This window comes from Pseudomonas sp. PVC-3-1 (assembly GCF_057444315.1).
The window spans coordinates 827,264-846,372 of sequence record NZ_CM172023.1; the positions used below are offsets into that span (position 1 = coordinate 827,264).

At 65.6% G+C, this 19,109-nt stretch carries 17 protein-coding genes and 2 pseudogenes; 13 read left to right on the forward strand and 6 right to left on the reverse strand.

Features of this window, described 5'->3' with window-relative positions; genetic code table 11:
- Positions 1–68: 68 nt before the first annotated feature.
- Complete coding sequence (locus AC2T4A_RS03995) at positions 69–383, forward strand: DUF2845 domain-containing protein (RefSeq protein ID WP_486742767.1); 315 nt, start codon at positions 69–71, stop codon at positions 381–383.
- Positions 384–488: 105 nt separating this feature from the next.
- Complete coding sequence (locus AC2T4A_RS04000; RefSeq protein WP_416743942.1) at positions 489–914, forward strand: GNAT family N-acetyltransferase; 426 nt, start codon at positions 489–491, stop codon at positions 912–914.
- A 499-nt stretch (positions 915–1,413) separates the two neighbouring features.
- Here the strand turns inward: AC2T4A_RS04000 and AC2T4A_RS04005 are convergent, their stop codons facing one another.
- The 3 genes from AC2T4A_RS04005 to aptA all read right to left on the reverse strand — a co-directional run bounded on the left by AC2T4A_RS04005 (position 1,414) and on the right by aptA (position 4,739).
- On the reverse strand, positions 1,414–2,910 hold the full coding sequence (locus AC2T4A_RS04005; RefSeq protein ID WP_486742768.1) for a CoA-acylating methylmalonate-semialdehyde dehydrogenase: 1,497 nt from the start codon (positions 2,908–2,910) through the stop codon (positions 1,414–1,416).
- Between the two features lie 173 nt (positions 2,911–3,083).
- Complete coding sequence (locus AC2T4A_RS04010) at positions 3,084–3,392, reverse strand: cupin domain-containing protein (RefSeq protein ID WP_416743945.1); 309 nt, start codon at positions 3,390–3,392, stop codon at positions 3,084–3,086.
- Positions 3,393–4,739, reverse strand: coding sequence for an omega-aminotransferase AptA (gene aptA, locus AC2T4A_RS04015; protein ID WP_478376869.1), 1,347 nt, complete (start codon positions 4,737–4,739; stop codon positions 3,393–3,395).
- A gap of 137 nt (positions 4,740–4,876) precedes the next feature.
- Here aptA and AC2T4A_RS04020 point away from each other — a divergent pair, with 137 nt between their 5' ends.
- The 5 genes from AC2T4A_RS04020 (at position 4,877) to argE (ending at position 10,072) form a co-directional block, all read left to right on the forward strand.
- Positions 4,877–5,797 (forward strand): LysR family transcriptional regulator, encoded by a 921-nt coding sequence (locus AC2T4A_RS04020; RefSeq protein WP_416743947.1) that lies wholly within the window; start codon positions 4,877–4,879, stop codon positions 5,795–5,797.
- A 401-nt stretch (positions 5,798–6,198) separates the two neighbouring features.
- Positions 6,199–7,527 (forward strand): flavin-containing monooxygenase, encoded by a 1,329-nt coding sequence (locus AC2T4A_RS04025; RefSeq protein ID WP_478376870.1) that lies wholly within the window; start codon positions 6,199–6,201, stop codon positions 7,525–7,527.
- Between the two features lie 3 nt (positions 7,528–7,530).
- Positions 7,531–7,941: a RidA family protein gene (locus tag AC2T4A_RS04030; RefSeq protein WP_015474916.1), complete on the forward strand. Its 411-nt coding sequence runs from the start codon at positions 7,531–7,533 to the stop codon at positions 7,939–7,941.
- 192 nt (positions 7,942–8,133) lie between these two features.
- Complete coding sequence (locus AC2T4A_RS04035; RefSeq protein WP_416743951.1) at positions 8,134–8,808, forward strand: DUF1028 domain-containing protein; 675 nt, start codon at positions 8,134–8,136, stop codon at positions 8,806–8,808.
- 112 nt (positions 8,809–8,920) lie between these two features.
- Positions 8,921–10,072, forward strand: a complete 1,152-nt coding sequence (argE, locus tag AC2T4A_RS04040; RefSeq protein WP_486742769.1) for an acetylornithine deacetylase — start codon at positions 8,921–8,923, stop codon at positions 10,070–10,072.
- A gap of 326 nt (positions 10,073–10,398) precedes the next feature.
- Here the strand turns inward: argE and AC2T4A_RS04045 are convergent, their stop codons facing one another.
- The 3 genes from AC2T4A_RS04045 to AC2T4A_RS04055 form a co-directional block, all read right to left on the reverse strand.
- Entirely contained in the window at positions 10,399–11,043 is a 645-nt protein-coding gene (locus AC2T4A_RS04045; protein WP_486743645.1) for an HAD family hydrolase, read from the reverse strand.
- Between the two features lie 85 nt (positions 11,044–11,128).
- Positions 11,129–12,268 (reverse strand): hypothetical protein, encoded by a 1,140-nt coding sequence (locus AC2T4A_RS04050; protein WP_486742770.1) that lies wholly within the window; start codon positions 12,266–12,268, stop codon positions 11,129–11,131.
- 319 nt (positions 12,269–12,587) lie between these two features.
- Complete coding sequence (locus AC2T4A_RS04055; RefSeq protein WP_486742771.1) at positions 12,588–13,130, reverse strand: gamma carbonic anhydrase family protein; 543 nt, start codon at positions 13,128–13,130, stop codon at positions 12,588–12,590.
- A gap of 90 nt (positions 13,131–13,220) precedes the next feature.
- On the opposite strand from AC2T4A_RS04055, the gene prlC reads away from it, so the two are divergent.
- The 6 genes and pseudogenes from prlC (at position 13,221) to AC2T4A_RS04085 (ending at position 19,023) form a co-directional block, all read left to right on the forward strand.
- On the forward strand, positions 13,221–15,266 hold the full coding sequence (gene prlC, locus AC2T4A_RS04060) for an oligopeptidase A (RefSeq protein WP_486742772.1): 2,046 nt from the start codon (positions 13,221–13,223) through the stop codon (positions 15,264–15,266).
- Positions 15,266–15,535 (forward strand): YheV family putative zinc ribbon protein, encoded by a 270-nt coding sequence (locus AC2T4A_RS04065; RefSeq protein WP_024763727.1) that lies wholly within the window; start codon positions 15,266–15,268, stop codon positions 15,533–15,535. The genes prlC and AC2T4A_RS04065 overlap by 1 nt, the downstream gene beginning before the upstream one ends.
- 248 nt (positions 15,536–15,783) lie before the next feature.
- Entirely contained in the window at positions 15,784–17,388 is a 1,605-nt protein-coding gene (locus AC2T4A_RS04070) for an inorganic phosphate transporter (protein ID WP_486743646.1), read from the forward strand.
- A gap of 156 nt (positions 17,389–17,544) precedes the next feature.
- Positions 17,545–17,646, forward strand: a pseudogene (locus tag AC2T4A_RS04075) (hypothetical protein); the annotation flags it as partial.
- A 2-nt stretch (positions 17,647–17,648) separates the two neighbouring features.
- Positions 17,649–17,750 (forward strand): annotated as a pseudogene (locus tag AC2T4A_RS04080) (hypothetical protein); the annotation flags it as partial.
- Positions 17,751–17,964: 214 nt separating this feature from the next.
- The gene (locus tag AC2T4A_RS04085) at positions 17,965–19,023 is read left to right on the forward strand and encodes a PA0069 family radical SAM protein (RefSeq protein WP_478376874.1); all 1,059 of its coding nucleotides are present in this window, start codon (positions 17,965–17,967) and stop codon (positions 19,021–19,023) included.
- The last annotated feature ends 86 nt before the right edge of the window (positions 19,024–19,109 follow it).

Below are 19,109 nucleotides of genomic sequence, written 5' to 3' on the forward strand. Positions count from 1 at the left end.
CCCTGCTCAACGAACACTCCACGCCTGACGGTTAAAGTCGGGCGTGAGTATCTCTGCGGAGCAGTCCCATGCGTTTCCTGCTGATCCCCCTGCTGGCCCTCCTTGCTGCGACAGGCGTGCACGCCGGCACTCTGCGCTGCGGCACCAGCCTGATCAACGAAGGCGACCCGATGGACGAGGTACTCGCCAAATGCGGGCAACCGGACAAGCGTGTCGTCACGCCGCCCACAAAACCGCGTCGTGGGCCGGACGGGAAGTTCATCCCCGGGCGGCCGCAATTGGAAACCTGGATGTACGGCCCGAGCAATGGCGCCTATCGCTACCTGTTCTTCCGCGACACTCAGCTTCAGCTGATCAACACCACTCGCAAAGAATTGCTCTAAGCGCGCCGCGCTGAAAATCCCTGCACGCCCGCCGCTACCAAAGACGCCTACCCATGGCAGCGGCATCTCCCTAGACTGGTCGCCTTCGCCAATCCGGAGGGCACCATGCAAACCACCTTCAACTTCACCCTCGGCATCGACCCACAAGCCCGCGACGTCGTGGTCAAGGGCCTGCTCGCCTACAACCTCGGGCAGATGGGCCGCAGCAACACCTACGACGACTTCGAGCTCTACGCCCGTAGCGAAGACGGCGAAGTGGTCGGCGGCATGTTTGGCCAATCCGGCATGGGCTGGCTCTACATCGATTACCTCTGGCTGCAGGACGACCAGCGCGGCAGCGGCCTGGGCAGCCAGCTCATCGCCCTGGCCGAAGACGAAGCCCGCCGCCGCGGCTGCGTCGGCCTGTTCCTCTACACCTACAGCTTCCAGGCCCCCGGCTTCTACGAGAAACAGGGCTTCGAGCGCATGGGCGTCCTCGAAGACTGCCCGCCGGGTCATCAGCGCATCTACCTGAAGAAGCACCTCGGCTGATTCCCGCTCACGGTTCCTTGTAGGAGCGAGCTTGCTCGCGAACCCGCCCAACGCAAATCTCGCCGGGCCAATAGCGGACAGAGTCCGCCAGAGCCCCTCTCCCTAACCCTCTCCCGCTCGCGGGAGAGGGGACCATCTGGAGCAGGATAAAACCTCAGCGCCAGCCGGCACGGACGGCTCCCTCTCCTTCGGGAGAGGGCTGAAGTGAGGGGGCGGCGCTGGCAGGCCCCACCGGCAGAAAACATCGGCGGCGGATAACCCGTCCCGGGTTATTCGCCCTACGCCCCTAAGCGAAAAACCGGATGAAGGGGCAAGACCTTTGCCTCCTTTGGGTGGGGCGGCCATCCGTCGTTTGCCAAAGGAGGTCGCCCGAAGGGGCGAAACAGGAAGCCCACGCGCATGCCGACGCGGCGCCGGAAAGGTGAGGTGTTGGCCCAACCTCCTTGAAATGAAAAAGGCCGGTCAACTGACCGGCCTTTTTCTTACCGCTTACTCACCATCAGCCATTGCTGGGGAAGGCGAACTGCGCCGCTTCGTGCGACTTGCGCTGCGGCCAGCGCTGGGTGATGGCCTTGCGCTTGGTGTAGAAGCGCACGCCATCCGGGCCGTAGGCGTGCAGGTCGCCGAACAGCGAACGCTTCCAGCCACCGAAGCTGTGGTAGGCGACCGGGACCGGCAGCGGTACGTTGACGCCGACCATGCCGACTTCGATCTCATCGCAGAACAGGCGGGCAGCCTCACCGTCACGGGTGAAGATGCAGGTGCCGTTGCCGTATTCGTGGTCGTTGATCAGCTGCATGGCTTCTTCCAGGCTGTTCACGCGCACGATGCACAGCACCGGGCCGAAGATTTCTTCCTGGTAGATGGTCATGTCCGGGGTCACCTTGTCGAACAGGGTGCCACCGACGAAGAAGCCGTTCTCGTGACCGGCGACCTTGTAGTTGCGGCCGTCGACCAGCAACTGGGCGCCCTGCTCGACGCCGGCATCGATGTAGCCGGTGACTTTCTGCTGGGCAGCGCCGGTGACCAGCGGGCCCATGTCCAGGCCGCAGGAGGTGCCGGCGCCGATCTTCAGGGCCTTGATCTGCGGAACGATCTTCTCGACCAGGGCATCACCGATCTGGTCGCCCACGCACACGGCGACGGAGATGGCCATGCAGCGCTCGCCGCAGGAGCCGTAGGCCGCACCCATCAGGGCGCTGACGGCGTTGTCCAGGTCGCAGTCGGGCATCAGCACGGCGTGGTTCTTGGCGCCGCCCAGGGCCTGCACGCGCTTGCCGCGCTTGGTGCCTTCGGAATAGATGTACTCGGCGATCGGGGTCGAACCAACGAAGCTCAGGGCTTTGACTTCCGGGGCCTCGATCAGCGCGTCCACGGCGGTCTTGTCGCCGTGCACCACGTTCAGCACGCCCTTGGGCAGGCCGGCTTCTTCGAAGAGTTCGGCGATCAGCAGGGTGGAGCTCGGGTCACGCTCGGACGGCTTGAGGATGAAGGTGTTGCCGCAGGCGATGGCCAGCGGGTACATCCACAGGGGCACCATGGCCGGGAAGTTGAACGGAGTGATGCCGGCGACCACGCCGATCGGCTGGAAGTCGCTCCAGGCGTCGATGTTCGGGCCGACGTTGCGGCTGTATTCGCCCTTGAGGATTTCCGGGGCGGCGCTGGCGTACTCGACGTTCTCGATGCCGCGCTTGAGTTCACCGGCGGCGTCTTCCAGGGTCTTGCCGTGTTCTTCGCTGATCAGCTGGCTGATGCGTGCTTCGTTGGCTTCGAGCAGTTGCTTGAAGCGGAACAGCACCTGGGCGCGCTTGGCCGGCGGGGTGTTGCGCCAGGCCGGGAAGGCGGCCTTGGCGGCGTCGATGGCCTGCTGCACGGTTTCGAGGCTGGCCAGCGGGACCTTGCGGATGGCTTCGCCGGTGGACGGGTTGAAGACGTCGGCGGTGCGGCCGGTGTCGGCGATCATCTCGCCGCCGATCAGGTGCTTGACGGTGGTCATGGGAAGTCTCTTCTCGCTGAAAGTATTGGGGCGGGGCTCGCGAGGAGCCCCTCTCCCTAGCCCTCTCCCTGAAGGGAGAGGGGATTGTTCGGTATGAAGCGTGGGCTGCAAGGCACGCCGGCAGTCACTCTAAGGTGACTCGGCGCGGCATGCCTTCTCGCGTGCCCGCGCGCTCAGTGGTCGTGCGGCTGACCGTCCTTGAGCTCGATCTCGATGAACGCCACTTCGTGATCGCACGGGTTGATCACGTTGTGCTCGGTACCGATCTGGCGGGTGTAGCTCACCCCCAGGACCAGCGGTGCGCGGCGCTCACCCTCGGGGGTTTCCAGCAGCAGCTCGCCGTTGGTCACCGGAACCACGACGTACTCCATGCCGTGGCGGTGCCAGCCGGTCTCGGCACCGGGGGCGAAGCGCCACTCGGTGACCAGGACCTTGTCGTTGTCGATCTGTACCGTCGGGACGGCCTTGGGACGTTCGCTCACTTACGCCACCCCGTTGAGGGCGTCGCCGACGGCGCTGAACAGGCGGTCCAGGTCTTCGGGCTTGGCGTTGAAGGTCGGGCCGAACTGCAGGGTGTCGCCGCCGAAGCGCACGTAGAAGCCTTCTTTCCACAGCTTCATGCTGGCTTCGAACGGACGCACGATGGCGTCGCCGTCACGGGCGCCGATCTGGATGGCGCCGGCCAGGCCGCAGTTGCGGATGTCGACGACGTTCTTCGCGCCTTTCAGGCCGTGCAGGGCCTTCTCGAAGTGAGGAGCCAGTTCCAGGGACTGCTGGATCAGGTTCTCTCTTTCCAGCAGGTCCAGCGCGGCGAGACCGGCGGCGCAGGCGACCGGGTGTGCGGAGTAGGTGTAGCCATGGCCGAACTCGACGGCGTATTCCGGCAGGTTCTGGCCCATGAAGGTGTCGTAGATTTCGCTGCTGGCGATCACCGCGCCCATGGGGATGGCGCCGTTGGTGACCTGCTTGGCGACGTTCATGATGTCCGGCTTCACGCCGAAGAACTCGGCGCCGGTGGCCTTGCCCATACGGCCGAAGGCGGTGATCACTTCGTCGAAGATCAGCAGGATATTGTGCTGGTCGCAGATTTCGCGCAGACGTTGCAGGTAGCCCTTCGGCGGAACCAGCACGCCGGCGGAGCCGGACATCGGCTCGACGATGACGGCGGCGATGTTGGAAGCGTCATGCAGTTCGATCAGCTTCAGCAGTTCGTTGGCCAGCTCGACGCCGCCAGTCTCGGCCATGCCCTTGGTGAAGGCCATGCCCGGCTGCAGGGTGTGCGGCAGGTGGTCGACGTCCATCAGCTGGCCGAACATCTTGCGGTTGCCGCCGATGCCGCCCAGGGCGGTGCCGGCGACGTTCACACCGTGGTAGCCACGGGCGCGGCCGATCAGCTTGGTCTTCTGCGCCTGGCCTTTCAGACGCCAGTAGGCGCGGGCCATCTTGATGGAGGTGTCGGCGCACTCGGAGCCCGAGCCGGTGAAGAACACGTGGTCGAGGCCGGCCGGGGTCAGCTGGGTGATCTTCTCGGCCAGCTTGAAGGACAGCGGGTGGCCGTACTGGAATGCCGGGGAGTAGTCGAGGGTGGTCAGCTGCTTGGCGACCGCGTCGGCGATTTCCTTGCGCGAGTGACCGGCGCCGCAGGTCCACAGGCCCGACAGGCTGTCGTAGATCTTGCGGCCCTTGTCGTCCACCAGCCAGCTGCCTTCGGCGGCGACGATGATGCGCGGGTCTTTATGGAAGTTGCGGTTGGCGCTGAAGGGCATCCAGTGGGCCTTCAGGTTCAGTTCGCTGGCCACCGACGGGGTGACGTTCACTTGCTGGTTCATGCAGCTTGTCCTCGAAGACAGTCTTGTTGGGCGCGCAAGCCGCGTCGGGCCTGATGCGATGCTCGTAGATTGGGCCTGACTTAACGTGAGTTAAAGCTTATTCTTCTTACGTTCAGTTTCGGATTGGTAAAACTAAAATGGCGAAACAACGAGCGCCTTCCCTGGGCCAGGTCAGCGACTTCGAGATCCGCCTGTTGCGCATCTTCAAAACCATAGTCGAGTGCGGCAGCTTCTCGGCCGCCGAGAGCACGCTGGGCATCAGCCGTTCGGCGATCAGCCTGCACATGGGCGACCTGGAGAAGCGCCTGGGCATGCGCCTGTGCCAGCGCGGCCGGGCGGGCTTCGCGCTGACCGACGAGGGCCGCGAGGTGTACCGCGCGACTCAGTCGCTGCTGGCGGCGCTGGAGGGCTTCCGCGCCGAGGTCAACGAGCTGCACCAGCACCTGCGCGGCGAGCTGAACATCGGCATCATCAACAACCTGGTGACCCTGCCGCAGATGCGCATCACCCACGCCCTGCGCGCGCTGAAGGCCAGCGGTCCGGGCGTGCGGATCAATATCGGCATGACCACGCCCAACGAGATCGAACTGGGAGTTCTCGACGGACGGTTGCATGTCGGCGTGGTGCCGCTCATCAGTCCGCTGTCGGGGCTGGAGTATTCCTCTCTATATGAGGAGCGCTCGCTGCTGTTCTGCAGCCAGGAACACCCGCTGTTCGAGCGCGACGACGCGAGCATCACCGTGCAGGAAATCCACGCCTGCGACGCAGTGGCGCCGAGCTACCGCATCCCTGCCGAGGCGCAGGAGAGGCACCAGGAACTGTCGGGCAGCGCCACGGCCTCGGACCGCGAGGGCATGGCCTTCCTGATCCTCACCGGCAGCTACATCGGCTACCTGCCCGACCACTACGCCGCCGACTGGGTCGCCCAGGGCCGCCTGCGCCCGCTGCGGCCGGAGCGCTTCCACTACGACATCCCGCTCACCGTGGTGACCCGCAAGGGCCGCCGGCCGAACCTGGTGCTGGAGCGATTCCTCGAAGCGGTGGCGCAGAGCCGCTGAGACGATGCTTTCGTAGGAGCGGACTCCGCCCGCGAAGGCATCCAGCGCGACTCGAGTCTATCGCGGACAGAGTCCGCTCCTACGCCCCCCCACGACTGTAGGAGCGAGCTTGCTCGCGAACCAGCCCCGCAGCGGAGTCTGTTCGCGAGCAAGCTCGATCCCACGAAAAGCCGCACAAGGCACATTCTGCCTATCCAATTTGTCGCCCCAGCCACCAAAAATCCTATAGCCCCGCCCCTGCAGCCCGCGGGCCGCGGGGTTTGCGTGGGTGCAGCTTTTCCCTAGCCTGCGACTACAAAAAACATAATTTCGCTATTCACAGCCTCTGAACAGAATGCGGCCAACACCTCATCGCTAGCCGCAACAAGAACAAACGTGATCAGAGTCTGAGGAAGCAAGCCATGACCGACCTGAATCCAGGCGCCTTCGGCAAGAAGTCGCTTGATAACCTGGAAATCGACACGCTGGTCGTTGGCGCCGGACAAGCCGGCGTCGCCATGAGCGAGCACCTGACCCAACAGGGCGTGCCGCACATCGTGCTGGAAAAGAGCCGCATCGCCGAAGCCTGGCGCACCGGTCGCTGGGACTCGCTGGTCGCCAACGGCCCGGCCTGGCACGACCGCTTCCCGAACATGGAATTCCCGGTCGGCCCGGACGATTTCCCGCACAAGGAGCAGGTGGCGGATTACTTCGTCGCCTACGCCAAGCAGTTCAACGCGCCGATCCGCACCGGCGTGGAAGTAAAGAAGGTCACCCGTAACGAAGGCCGCCCCGGCTTCACCGTGGAAACCTCCGAAGGCACGATCCAGGCCCTGCGCATCGTCTCCGCCACCGGCCCGTTCCAGCGCCCGGTGATCCCGGCCATCGCGCCGAAGGACGAAGGCCTGTACCAGATCCACTCGGCCAAGTACTACAACCCGCAGCAGTTGCCCGAAGGCGCCGTGCTGGTGATCGGTGCCGGCTCTTCCGGCGTGCAGATCGCCGACGAGCTGAACCGCGCCGGCAAGAAGACCTACCTGTCCGTCGGCGCCCACGACCGTCCGCCGCGCGCTTACCGCAACCGCGACTTCGTCTGGTGGCTGGGCGTGCTCGGCCTGTGGGACGCCGAGGAAGTGCAACCGGGCCGCGAGCACGTGACCATCGCCGTGAGCGGTGCCCGTGGTGGCGAGACCATCGATTTCCGCCGCCTGGCCAACGAGGGCATCACCCTGACCGGCCTGACCAAGTCCTTTGCTGACGGCAAGGTGACCTTCCAGGACGACCTGGTGGCCAACCTGAAAGCCGGCGACGACAACTACCTCGGCCTGCTGGACGCCGCCGACGCCTATATCGAGCGCAACGGCCTGGACCTGCCGGAAGAGCCGGATGCCCGCAAGGTCTACCCGGACGCCGAGTGCATTCGCAATCCGATCCAGGAGCTGGACCTCGCCGCCGCCGGCATCACCGCGATCATCTGGGCCACCGGCTACGCCGTGGACTTCAACTGGCTGCAGGTCGACGCCTTCGACGACAAGGGCAAGCCCAAGCACCAGCGCGGCGTATCCCGCGAGCCAGGCGTGTACTTCGTCGGCCTGCCGTGGCTGTCCCGTCGCGGCTCCACCTTCATCTGGGGTGTATGGCACGACGCCAAGCACGTGGCCGGCCACATCGCCACCCAACGCCGTTATGTCGAATATCAGGATGCCTCGCAGCGCGAAGGCTCCGTACCGAAAGCCGCATCCTGGGAGTAAGAGATGCCTACCCACACTCGCATTCGCATGTTCAACACCAAGGACACCTACCCGAACCAGACCCTGGACAACGACCTCTGCCAGGCCGTGCGCGCCGGCAACACCGTTTACGTACGCGGTCAGGTCGGTACCGACTTCGAGGGCAACCTGGTCGGGCTGGGCGACCCGCGCGCCCAGGCCGAGCAGGCGATGAAGAACGTCAAGCAACTGCTGGAAGAAGCCGGCAGCGACCTGTCGCACATCGTCAAGACCACCACCTACCTGATCGACCCGCGTTACCGCGAGCCGGTGTACCAGGAAGTCGGCAAGTGGCTGAAGGGCGTGTTCCCGATCTCCACCGGCCTGGTGGTGTCGGCCCTCGGCCAGCCGCAGTGGTTGATGGAGATCGACGTCATCGCGGTCATTCCGGACTGAAAGCTACTGCGCTAGGCCATGCTGCGTTGGGGCCGGTCGAGAAAAAGCTCATTTGCACCAGCAAACTCCGCTTTTCTCGCCCAACCCCGCCTTGCCTGGCCGTCGCTCGTGACGCTTTCAAGCGTGCAGGCGATGCGGATAATCCGCATCGCCCTTTGTCGTTTCAGCTACCAGAACAAGCAAGGAGCCACCATGACCTTCTCCATCGTCGGCCGCTGCGCCGAAACCGGACAACTGGGTATCGCCATCAGCTCCTCGAGCATCGCCGTGGGCGCCCGCTGCCCCTGGGTACGCGCCGGCGTCGGCGCCGTCTCGACACAGAACATCACCCTGCCGGCCCTCGGCCCGCAGATCCTCGACCAGCTCGAAGCCGGCCTGGAGCCGGGCGCGGCGCTGGACAAGGCGCTCTCCAGCAACGGCTACAGCCAGTACCGCCAGGTAACGGTGATCGACCAGCACGGCAAGGTCGCGCTGTTCACCGGCAGCGAAGCGCTGGGCGTGTACAACGCGGTGGCCGGGGAAAACTGCGTGGCGGCCGGCAACCTGCTGTCCTCCACGGCGGTGATCGAAGCCATGACCAAAGCGTTCGAAGGCGCCAACGGCTGCCTGGCCGAGCGCCTGCTCGCCGCGATGCAGGCAGCGATGGCTGCCGGTGGCGAAGCCGGCCCGGTGCATTCGGCCGCGCTGAAGGTGGTCGGCGACCTCGTCTGGCCGATCGTCGACCTGCGCGTCGACTGGGCGGACGAAGCGCCCATCGATGAGCTGGAGAAACTCTGGGTGGCCTACAAGCCGCAACTGGAGGACTACCTCGTGCGCGCCCTCGACCCGACCAAGGCGCCGAGCTACGGCGTGCCGGGCGACGAGTAAGACCATGTACCTGTAGGAGCGAGCTTGCTCGCGAACCTGGGCCCCGCAGCGGAGGCTGTTCGCGAGCAAGCTCGCTCCTACAGAAAAGAGCTCTTTCCTGCAGGCCCCGACCATGCCTTCCAGCCGTGAAATCCTCGCCGACCTGATCGCCTTCGACACCGTCAGCCGCAACTCCAACCTGGCGCTGATCCACTACATCCGCGACTACCTCGCAGGCCACGGCATTGTCTGCGAGCTGTTCCACGATGCCGAAGGCGGCAAGGCCAACCTCTACGCCACGCTGGGTCCGCAGGACCGCGGCGGCGTGTGCCTGTCCGGCCACACCGACGTGGTGCCGACCGATGGCCAGCCGTGGACGGTGCCGCCGTTCGAACTGACCGAGCGCGACGGTCGTCTCTACGGGCGCGGCACTGCGGACATGAAGGGCTACATCGCCTGCGTGCTGGCGGCGGTGCCGGCGTTCCTTGCCCAACCGCTGCGCCTGCCGGTACACCTGGCCTTCTCCTACGACGAGGAAGTCGGCTGCCTGGGTGTGCGCTCGCTGCTCGCCGCACTGGAGCACCGCGAGCACAAGCCGATGCTGTGCATCATCGGCGAGCCCACCGAACTCAAGCCGGTGCTCGGCCACAAGGGCAAGCTCGCCATGCGCTGCCAGGTGCACGGCGCCCCGTGCCACTCGGCCTATGCGCCGCAGGGCGTGAACGCCATCGAATACGCGGCGAAGCTGATCGGCCGCCTCGGCGAGATCGGCACCCGCCTGGCCGCTCCCGAGCGCCATGACCCGCGCTTCGACCCACCCTATTCCACCGTGCAGACTGGCGTGATCAGCGGCGGCCGCGCGCTGAACATCGTGCCCGCCGAGTGCCAGTTCGATTTCGAGGTACGCGCGTTGCCCAGCGATGACCCGCAACAGGTCGCCGATGACTTGCGCGCCTTCGCCGAGGCCGAGCTGCTGCCGAAGATGCGCGCGGTGAAGGCCGAGACGGATATCCGCTTCAGCGAAATTTCCGCCTATCCGGCGCTGGTCACCGACCAGCAGGCCCAAGCGGCTGAGCTGATCGCGCAGCTGACTGGCTCGCGCGACTTCACCACCGTCGCCTATGGCACCGAGGGCGGGCTGTTCCACCAGGCCGGCATCCCAACCGTGGTCTGCGGCCCGGGCAGCATGGACCAGGGCCACAAGCCGGACGAGTTCGTCAGCCTGGAGCAGTTGGCCAAGTGCGATGAAATGATGGGCCGGCTGACGCAGTGGCTGCGCGCCTGATGCGTCGGACAGTGCACCAGGTTTCGTAGGAGCGGACTCCGTCCGCGATGTGCCACCGGCTCGCCCGGAGCGGCCGGCAATCGATCGCGGATGAATCCGAGCCAGAGCCCCTCCACCGCGCGCGGCAGAGGGGCTATTCGGTGCAGGATGAGCTTGCAGTGTCAGCCGGCACGATCAGCTCCCTCTCCCACACGGGAGACGGCTGGGGTGTGGGCATGCCATGGCTCGGGACTTCAGGTCAGGTTCGCGAGCAAGCTCGCTCCTACAGGGTGCGCTCGCTCTTTGTAGGAGCGAGCTTGCTCGCGAACAGTCCCCGCACCGGGCTATCAGGCAAACGCCGCGCGCAACTCGTCCATGCTCGCGAAGTAATGCGCCGGGCCTTCCGCCATCAGTTCCTCGCGGCTGCCAAAGCCATAGCCGACACCAGCAGCGGACAGGCCATTGCGGTGCGCGCCGATCAGGTCGTGCTTGCGGTCGCCGATCATCAGCGTCTGCGTCAGGTCCAGCTGCTCGATGCCCAGCAGGTGCTCGATCAGCTCGACCTTGTTGGTGCGGGTGCCATCCAGCTCGCTGCCGTAGATCACCTTGAAGTACCGGGCGAAGTCGAAGTGCCGGGCGATCTCGGCAGCGAATACCGTCGGCTTGCTGGTGCAGATATACAGCGTGCGACCCTGGCCGCCGAGCAGGTGCAGCAGCTCGGCAACGCCGTCGAACACCTTGTTCTCGTACAGCCCGGTGTCCTTGAAGCGTACGCGGTAGTGGTTCACCGCTTCCCAGGCGCGTGCCTCGTCGAAGTCGTAGGTACTCATGAAGCACTGCAGCAGCGGCGGGCCGATGAAGTGTTCGAGCTGGCGCAGGTCCGGCTCATCGATGCCCAGTTGGGCGAGGGCGTACTGGATCGAACGGGTGATGCCCTCGCGCGGGTCCGTGAGGGTGCCGTCGAGGTCGAAGAGGATGTTCTGGTAATGCATGAGGTCAGCGTCCGGCCGCGAAAGTCGGGCGGGAAGGATACTGCGCATGGCCGCCTGCGCGAAGCGCGGAGCGCCGAACGACACCTCAGGGCGCCGAGCCCTGCCCCTGCCTGAGCACGCGAAAACCACCGCTGACGCTCACCGGCTCGGCCTCGCCGGCGCCGTAGCTCTGCACGCTTGAGCCCTCTTCCGGCTCGTCCTCCGGCTGCGCCAGACGGCCGCTCAGGCTTGCCTGCACGCGGGCGCCGAGGTGATCGACACCGGACATCACGCCGCCCTCCGGGTCACGCATCAACGCCAGCCACTGTTCGTCGAAGGCGGCATTGATCTCCTTGCGCAACTGGGTTTCCACCTCGGGCCGCTCGTGGTCGTTGCCTGCCATGCTGAACAGGGTGAAGGCCACCGAGATGACCGAACCGGCGACCTTGCCCGCCGCGCCCGCTACCACGCCGGCGATGCTGCGGTTCTTCAGTTCGTTGACCAACTTGGCGCTGGTGCGCTGCGCCACCGGTGAAACCCCGCTGACCCTGGTACCGGCCCCGGCCTTGCCGGAGGCAGTGCGAATTTCCTGCATCAAGGCGGCGAAGGCCGGCAGCTTGCCGATGTCCTTGGCATTCACCACGTCGTAAAGCGAGGCGTCACGACTGGACGGCGGGCCGAGGCTGATTGCCGGAACGCCCATCAGGTGTTCATCGAACGCCTTCTGCGGGATGCCGCGGCGCTGGGGGATCTCCTTCACCGCCACGGTCAGCAGTTCGATGTAGTGCCGGGTGGCCTTTTCCATCACCGAGTCAGGGTCGATCTGCTTGGCCACCGGGACCAGTACCTGCTTTCGGTACTGCTCCTGCAGGTAAGCGGCCAGCTTGTCGACAGTGGGATCAAGGTCACCGTGGGAGCCCATCTTGTACCAGGCGACCTTCATGCCCAGCCATTGCTGGGTCCAGTAGCTGGAGAACCAGGGGATGAATTTCTCGTCGGTGCGCTGGTAGACCAGGTCCATCCATTGCTGCATGGCTGCCTCGGCGTAGGCGCGGGCCTGGGACGTGGCGGCCAGCGAGGCGGCGCCGATGTCGGCGTCGACCTGGTGCCAGGTGGCCTCGGTGATCGGTGCGACGGGCTGGGCAGGGTGATGGGCGCAACCGCTCAGCGCCAGCAAGAGCAGGACGATGACACCGCCGCGCAGCCAGGGCGAAACGGTGGCGCTGGGAGAGCACAGACTGTTCATGGCCGCTCGCCGGCTCGGCGGCGCCGAGATGGCTGGCCGCCCGCTGCTGAACCCGGCCGGGCACGCGCTGGCGTCCGGTCACCTTGGCTCAGTATAGGGCGCGGGGCTTGGCGCGACGGGCCGTCTGGCGGTTCGGCCAAGGTTCGCGAGCAAGCTCGCTCCTACTAGAGCGCGCGAGGCTTTCTGTAGGAGCGAGCTTGCTCGCGAACCGCCGAACCGCCGAACCGCCGAACCGCCGAACCGCCGAACCGAATGAAATCAATCGGAACGTACAACCGTAGGCCGCATAACGCCGCAGGCGTTATCCGCCATCATGGCATCAGCCCGCAAACCCCTCGGCAATATGCTGATCCTTCAACTTCACGTAATTCCCGGCCGTATAGCTGAAGAACGCTCGCTCCTTGTCAGTCAGCGGCCGAGCTTTCTTCACCGGGCTGCCGACATACAGGAAGCCGCTCTCCAGCACCTTGCCCGGCGGCACCAGGCTGCCGGCGCCGAGGATCACCTCATCCTCGATCACCGCACCGTCCATGACGATGGAGCCCATGCCCACCAGGATTCGGCTGCCGATGGTGCAGCCGTGCAGCAGCACCTTGTGGCCAATGGTCACTTCATCGCCGATGGTCAGCGGGAAGCCGTCCGGGTTGAACGGGCCGGCGTGGGTGATGTGCAGCACGCTGCCATCCTGCACGCTGGTACGCGCACCGATGCGGATGCGGTGCATGTCGCCGCGGATCACGACGAGCGGCCAGACCGAGCTATCCGCGCCAATCCCCACGTCGCCGATGACCACGGCACTGGCATCGACGAAGACGCGCTCGCCGAGGGATGGCGTTTTGCCCTGATAGGTTCGAATCGTCACGATAGCTGCTCTCCTAATATCAGCCTCAAGCTGCGGTTGACGCCGATTGTATTTAAGATGGCCGGGTGTTTCTTCAGCCAAGGTGCCACCGTGAGCGCGAATCCTCTTCTGCAGAGCTACGACCTGCCGCCCTTCTCCTCCATTCGCCCCGAGCACGTGAAGCCGGCCATCGAGCAGATCCTCGCCGACAACCGCGCCGCCATCGCGCGCATCCTCGCCCAGCAGAACGGCACCCCGACCTGGGCCGGCCTGGTGCTGGCCATGGACGAACTGCATGACCGCCTGGGCAAGGCCTGGAGCCCGGTCAGCCACCTCAACGCGGTGTGCAACAGCGCCGAACTGCGCGATGCCTACGAAGGCTGCCTGCCGCTGCTGTCCGCCTACTGGACCGAGCTGGGCCAGAACTCCGAACTGTTCAAGGCCTACGAGGCGCTCGCCAGCAGCCCCGAGTCGAAAGGCTACGACGTCGCCCAGAAGACCATCCTCGAACACGCCCTGCGCGACTTCCGTCTGTCGGGTATCGACCTGCCGGCCGAGCAGCAACAGCGCTACGCCGAAATCCAGACGCGCCTGTCCGAGCTGGGCAGCCGCTTCTCCAACCAGCTGCTGGACGCCACCCAGGCCTGGACCAAGCACGTCACCGACGAAGCGGCCCTCACCGGCCTGACCGACTCGGCCAAGGCGCAGATGCAGGCCGCCGCACAGGCCAAGGAGCTGGACGGCTGGCTGATCAGCCTGGAATTCCCCAGCTACTACGCGGTGATGACCTACGCCGAAGACCGCGCCCTGCGCGAAGAGGTCTACGCCGCGTACTGCACCCGCGCCTCCGATCAGGGCCCGAACGCCGGGCAGAACGACAACGGCCCGGTGATGCAGGAGATCCTCGACCTGCGCCAGGAGCTGTCGCGCCTGCTGGGCTTTGCGAACTTCGCCGAACTGTCCCTGGCCACCAAGATGGCCGAGACCCCGGAGCAGGTGCTGAACTTCCTCCGCGACCTGGCCGTGCGCAGCAAGCCCTTCGCCGCCCAGGATCTTGCGCAGCTCAAGGCGTATGCCGCCGAGCAAGGCTGCGCGAACCTGTCGAGCTGGGATGCCAGCTACTTCGGCGAGAAGCTGCGCGAAGCGCGCTACAGCGTGTCCCAGGAAGCGCTGCGCGAATACTTCCCGATCGACAAGGTGCTCTCCGGCCTGTTCGCCATCGTGCAGAAGCTCTACGGCATCCAGATCCGCGAGCTGAGCGACTTCGAGCGCTGGCACCCGGACGTGCGCCTGTTCGAGATCGAGGAAAACGGCCAGCACGTCGGCCGCTTCTACTTCGACCTCTACGCCCGCGCCAACAAGCGTGGCGGCGCCTGGATGGACGGCGCCCGCGACCGTCGCCGCACCGCCGGCGGCGACCTGCAGGCGCCAGTGGCGTACCTGGTGTGCAACTTCACCCCGGCGGTCGGCGGCAAGCCGGCGCTGCTGACCCACGATGAAGTCACCACCCTGTTCCACGAATTCGGCCACGGCCTGCACCACCTGCTGACCCGCGTCGAACATGCCGGCGCCTCGGGCATCAACGGCGTGGCTTGGGACGCCGTGGAGCTGCCCAGCCAGTTCATGGAGAACTGGTGCTGGGAGCCCGACGGCCTGGCGCTGATCTCCGGCCATTACGAAACTGGCGCGCCGCTGCCCCAGGACCTGCTGGAGAAGATGCTCGCAGCGAAGAACTTCCAGTCCGGCCTGATGATGGTCCGCCAGCTGGAATTCTCCCTGTTCGACTTCGAATTGCACGCCACCCATGGCGACGGCCGCAGCGTGCTCGACGTGATCGAGGCGATCCGCGATGAAGTCGCGGTGATGCGCCCGCCAGCCTACAACCGCTTCGCCAACAGCTTCGCGCACATCTTCGCCGGCGGTTACGCGGCCGGTTACTACAGCTACAAGTGGGCTGAGGTGCTGTCCGCCGACGCCTTCTCGCGCTTCGAGGAAGAAGGCGTGCTCAACCCGGCGACCGGCGCGGCGTTCCGCGAGGCGATCCTGGCCAAGGGCGGTTCCCAGGAGCCAATGGCGCTGTTCGTCGCCTTCCGTGGCCGCGAGCCGTCCATCGACGCTCTGCTGCGCCACTCGGGCCTCTCCGAGGAGGCGGCGTGATGAGCGAGGTGAAGAAACGCTTTATTGCCGGGGCCGTCTGCCCGGCCTGCAGCGAGCAGGACAAGATCGTCATGTGGGACGTCGACGGCGTGCCGCACCGTGAATGCGTAGCCTGCGGCTATGCCGATACGCTTAACGCCCAGGGCCAGTCGGTACCGAAAGAGCTCTCCACCCGCGTCAACACCAGCGCGCTGGAAAAGCCCAAGGACCCGAAGGTGCAGGGGGTGCAGTTCTTCCCCAATCCGAAGCTGAAGAAGCCGCAGGAATAGCTCTGCGACAGTGTGTTGAAAATGCCCCGGCTTGCCGGGGCATTCTTCTTTCGGCGCCGAAATGCCGCGCATCACCACCAACATCAAGGAATGTCGAAGCAGCCTTGCCCTAGCATGACCCTCCGCCCTTCTCGCCCGGCCAGCCCATGATCGCCACGGCCGGCTAGTCTGTAGGGCATCGCCGCAAGGAATCCTACCGATGCCGCAACCGACCCGAAGGAAGCCCTCTCGTGCTTGACCGCTTTGGCATGCTGGAGGTGATGCGCGCCTCACGCCTGACGCAGTTCCCGATCAGCCCCGTTCTGCGCGAAACCCACGGCTTCAAGGGCCGCCTGACCTTCTTTCTGCTGCTGGCCGCCGCGCTGGTGTTCACCTTCGGCGCGCTCGGCCATGATATCCGCGCCAGCGGCACCCATCTGGAGGCCGGCTGGCCCGTGGTGGTGCTGGTGGTCGCTCTGCTGATCGCCCTGGGCTTCGAGTTCATCAACGGCTTCCACGACACGGCCAACGCCGTAGCCACGGTGATCTACACCAACGCCCTGCCGCCACGCTTCGCAGTGGCCTGGTCGGGGCTATGGAATTTCCTCGGTGTGCTCTTCTCCAGCGGCGCGGTGGCCTTCGCCATCGTCTCGCTGCTGCCGTTGGACCTGCTGCTCAAGGTGGACAGCAGCGCCGGCCTGGCGATGATCTTCGCCCTGCTGATCGCCTCGATCCTGTGGAACCTCGGCACCTGGTGGCTGGGCTTGCCGGTGTCCTCCTCGCACACGCTGATCGGCTCCATCGTCGGCGTCGGCCTGGCCCACGGCGCCATCGCCGGGCACATCGCGCTGTCGGGCAATGCCTGGTCGCAGCTGACGACGGTGGGCTACGCACTGTTCCTCTCGCCGGTGGTGGGCTTCTTCGCCGCGTTCGTGCTGCTGCGGGTGATGAGCTCGACCATTCGCAACCGCACACTGTTCCACGCCCCTGAAGGCCGCACACCGCCGCCCCGCTGGATTCGCGCCATCCTCATCCTCACCTGTACCGGCGTCTCCTTCGCCCACGGCTCCAATGACGGGCAGAAGGGTATCGGGTTGATCATGCTGATCCTGATCGCAACCGTTCCCCTGGCGTTCGCGGTGGATCGCGCCCACTCGCCGGAGCAGACTCGCCAGCTGATCGCCCTCACCCAGGCCAGCCAGGAACAACTGCACCGCGCTGGCGGCAGCCCGGCGGCGGACCCGCGCCAGGCGCTGCTGAGTTACCAGGAAGACGAGGTGGTGCACCCCGACCTCCTGCCGTCGCTGGGCAGCGTCATCGGCGATATCGGCGCGCGCCTGAAGCGCCATGGGCAGATGAGCGACGTGCCCGCCGAAGAGGTGCAGGACCTGCGCAACGACCTCTACCTGAGCCTGGAAACCATCCGCCTGCTGGACCGCAGTGGCCAGCGCTTCGACCTGGAAGCCTGGAACAGCCTGCAGGCGCTGCGCCATGAAGCCGATCGCACCATCCGCTTCATTCCGGTGTGGGTGAAGGTCGCGGTCGCCCTGGCACTCGGGCTAGGCACGCTGGTGGGCTGGCGGCGCATTGTCACCACCGTCGGCGAGGGCATCGGCAAGACCCCTCTGACTTATGCACAGGGCGCGTCGGCGCAGTTGGTGGCGATGCTCACCATCGGCGCGGCGGATGGCTTCGGGTTGCCGGTGTCGACGACCCAGGTGCTCTCCTCCGGCGTGGCCGGCACCATGGCGGCGAACGGCAGCGGGCTACAGTGGCCGACCATCCGCAACATGCTGCTGGCCTGGGTGCTGACGCTGCCGGCAGCCATCGGCCTGGCCGCGGGGCTGTACTGGCTGTTCATCCGGCTGATGTAGAACCCTGTAGGAGCGAGCTTGCTCGCGAACAGAATTTCCGCACTGCTTGGGAGCCAAGCGGTTCGCGAGCAAGCTCGCTCCTACAAAGAGCCTGCTCCCATATAAAGACGGCGTGCCGGTGAGCCGCGCCGACCGCCGAGCAGTTAACGCTGGCTCATGACCACTTCCCTTCCACCCCGCGGCCGGGGCACCGCCAGCAATCCACACAACCGTTTCGCGCCGACCACCTCGGTGCCTGTGGATAACGACTGGTACGACCGTGGCCGACCATCCGCAACATGCTGCTGGCCTGGGTACTGACGCTGCCGGCGGCCATCGGCCTGGCCGCGGGGCTCTACTGGCTGTTCATCCGACTGATGTAGAACCCAGTAGGAGCGAGCTTGCTCGCGAACAGAATTTCCGCACTGCTTGGGAGCCAAGCGGTTCGCGAGCAAGCTCGCTCCTACAAAGAACCCGCTCTCATATAAAGACGGCGCGCCCGGTGAGCCGCGCCGACCGCCGAGCAGTTAACGCTGGCTGTGGAAAACTCCGTGGATTACTGTATCCATATACAGTATTTATTCCGAGCTTTCCCACATGACCACTTCCCTTCCACCCCGCGGCCGGGGCACCGCCAGCAATCCACACAACCGTTTCGCGCCGACCACCTCGGTGCCTGTGGATAACGACTGGTACGACGAAGTACCCAAGCCCCAGGTGACCGAAATCCGTACTGAGCGGGCGAAGTCGGTGATCTCGCGCAACCAGTCACCGGACCTTCCCTTCGACCGCTCGATCAATCCGTATCGCGGTTGCGAGCACGGCTGCATCTACTGCTACGCGCGGCCCAGCCACGCCTACTGGGACCTGTCGCCAGGGCTGGATTTCGAGACGAAGCTGATCGCCAAGACCAATGCCGCCGAAGTGCTGGAAGAAGAGCTGAGCCGCAAGGGCTACGTCTGTGCGCCGATCAACCTGGGCGCCAACACCGACCCGTACCAGCCCATCGAACGCCAGCAGCGCCTGACCCGGCAGATCCTCGAAGTGCTGCTGCGCTTCCGCCACCCGGTGACCATCGTCACCAAGGGCTCGCTGATCCTGCGCGACCTCGACCTGCTGGCGGAGCTGGCCAGACAGAACCTGGTCGCGGTGATGATCAGCCTGACCACCCTGGACGATGAGTTGAAACGCATCCTCGAACCCCGCGCCGCCGCACCGTCTGCGCGTCTGCGGGCGATCCGCGTGCTGCGCGAACAGGGCATTCCGGTGGGCGTGCTGTGTTCGCCGATGATCCCGATGGTGAATGACCGCGAGCTGGAAGCCTTGCTGGAAGCTGCTCACGATGCCGGCGCGCAGAGCGCCAGCTACATGATGCTGCGCCTGCCCCGCGAAGTCGGGCCGCTGTTCGAGGAGTGGCTGGCGGCGCACTACCCGCAGCGCGCCAATCATGTGATGAGCCTGATCCGCCAGGTGCGCGGCGGGGAAATCTACGACAGCCGCTTCGGCCACCGCTTTCGCGGCGAGGGCCCGTTCGCCGACCTGCTGGCCAAGCGCTTCGAGGTGGCCATGCGTCGTCTGGGCCTGGGCCGGCGCGGCAACTTCAACCTGGACTGCACGGCATTCGCCCCGCCGCGCAGCCAGATGAGCCTGTTCTGACAGCCGCCCAGCGGAAATTTCGATCAGCGGATTACAATCACCGCAATATCGCCTTGCCATGATAGCTTGCCGATATCATCTTGGAA

What these genes read in the sequence shown, in the direction of transcription:
- AC2T4A_RS03995 (WP_486742767.1), top strand. Translation starts at nt 69, where the DNA reads ATGCGTTTCCTGCTGATCCCCCTGCTGGCCCTCCTTGCTGCGACAGGC.
- AC2T4A_RS04000 (WP_416743942.1), top strand. Translation starts at nt 489, where the DNA reads ATGCAAACCACCTTCAACTTCACCCTCGGCATCGACCCACAAGCCCGC.
- AC2T4A_RS04005 (WP_486742768.1), bottom strand. Translation starts at nt 2,910, where the DNA reads ATGACCACCGTCAAGCACCTGATCGGCGGCGAGATGATCGCCGACACC.
- aptA (WP_478376869.1), bottom strand. Translation starts at nt 4,739, where the DNA reads ATGAACCAGCAAGTGAACGTCACCCCGTCGGTGGCCAGCGAACTGAAC.
- AC2T4A_RS04020 (WP_416743947.1), top strand. Translation starts at nt 4,877, where the DNA reads ATGGCGAAACAACGAGCGCCTTCCCTGGGCCAGGTCAGCGACTTCGAG.
- AC2T4A_RS04025 (WP_478376870.1), top strand. Translation starts at nt 6,199, where the DNA reads ATGACCGACCTGAATCCAGGCGCCTTCGGCAAGAAGTCGCTTGATAAC.
- AC2T4A_RS04030 (WP_015474916.1), top strand. Translation starts at nt 7,531, where the DNA reads ATGCCTACCCACACTCGCATTCGCATGTTCAACACCAAGGACACCTAC.
- AC2T4A_RS04035 (WP_416743951.1), top strand. Translation starts at nt 8,134, where the DNA reads ATGACCTTCTCCATCGTCGGCCGCTGCGCCGAAACCGGACAACTGGGT.
- argE (WP_486742769.1), top strand. Translation starts at nt 8,921, where the DNA reads ATGCCTTCCAGCCGTGAAATCCTCGCCGACCTGATCGCCTTCGACACC.
- AC2T4A_RS04045 (WP_486743645.1), bottom strand. Translation starts at nt 11,043, where the DNA reads ATGCATTACCAGAACATCCTCTTCGACCTCGACGGCACCCTCACGGAC.
- AC2T4A_RS04050 (WP_486742770.1), bottom strand. Translation starts at nt 12,268, where the DNA reads ATGAACAGTCTGTGCTCTCCCAGCGCCACCGTTTCGCCCTGGCTGCGC.
- AC2T4A_RS04065 (WP_024763727.1), top strand. Translation starts at nt 15,266, where the DNA reads ATGAGCGAGGTGAAGAAACGCTTTATTGCCGGGGCCGTCTGCCCGGCC.
- AC2T4A_RS04070 (WP_486743646.1), top strand. Translation starts at nt 15,784, where the DNA reads ATGCTGGAGGTGATGCGCGCCTCACGCCTGACGCAGTTCCCGATCAGC.
- AC2T4A_RS04085 (WP_478376874.1), top strand. Translation starts at nt 17,965, where the DNA reads ATGACCACTTCCCTTCCACCCCGCGGCCGGGGCACCGCCAGCAATCCA.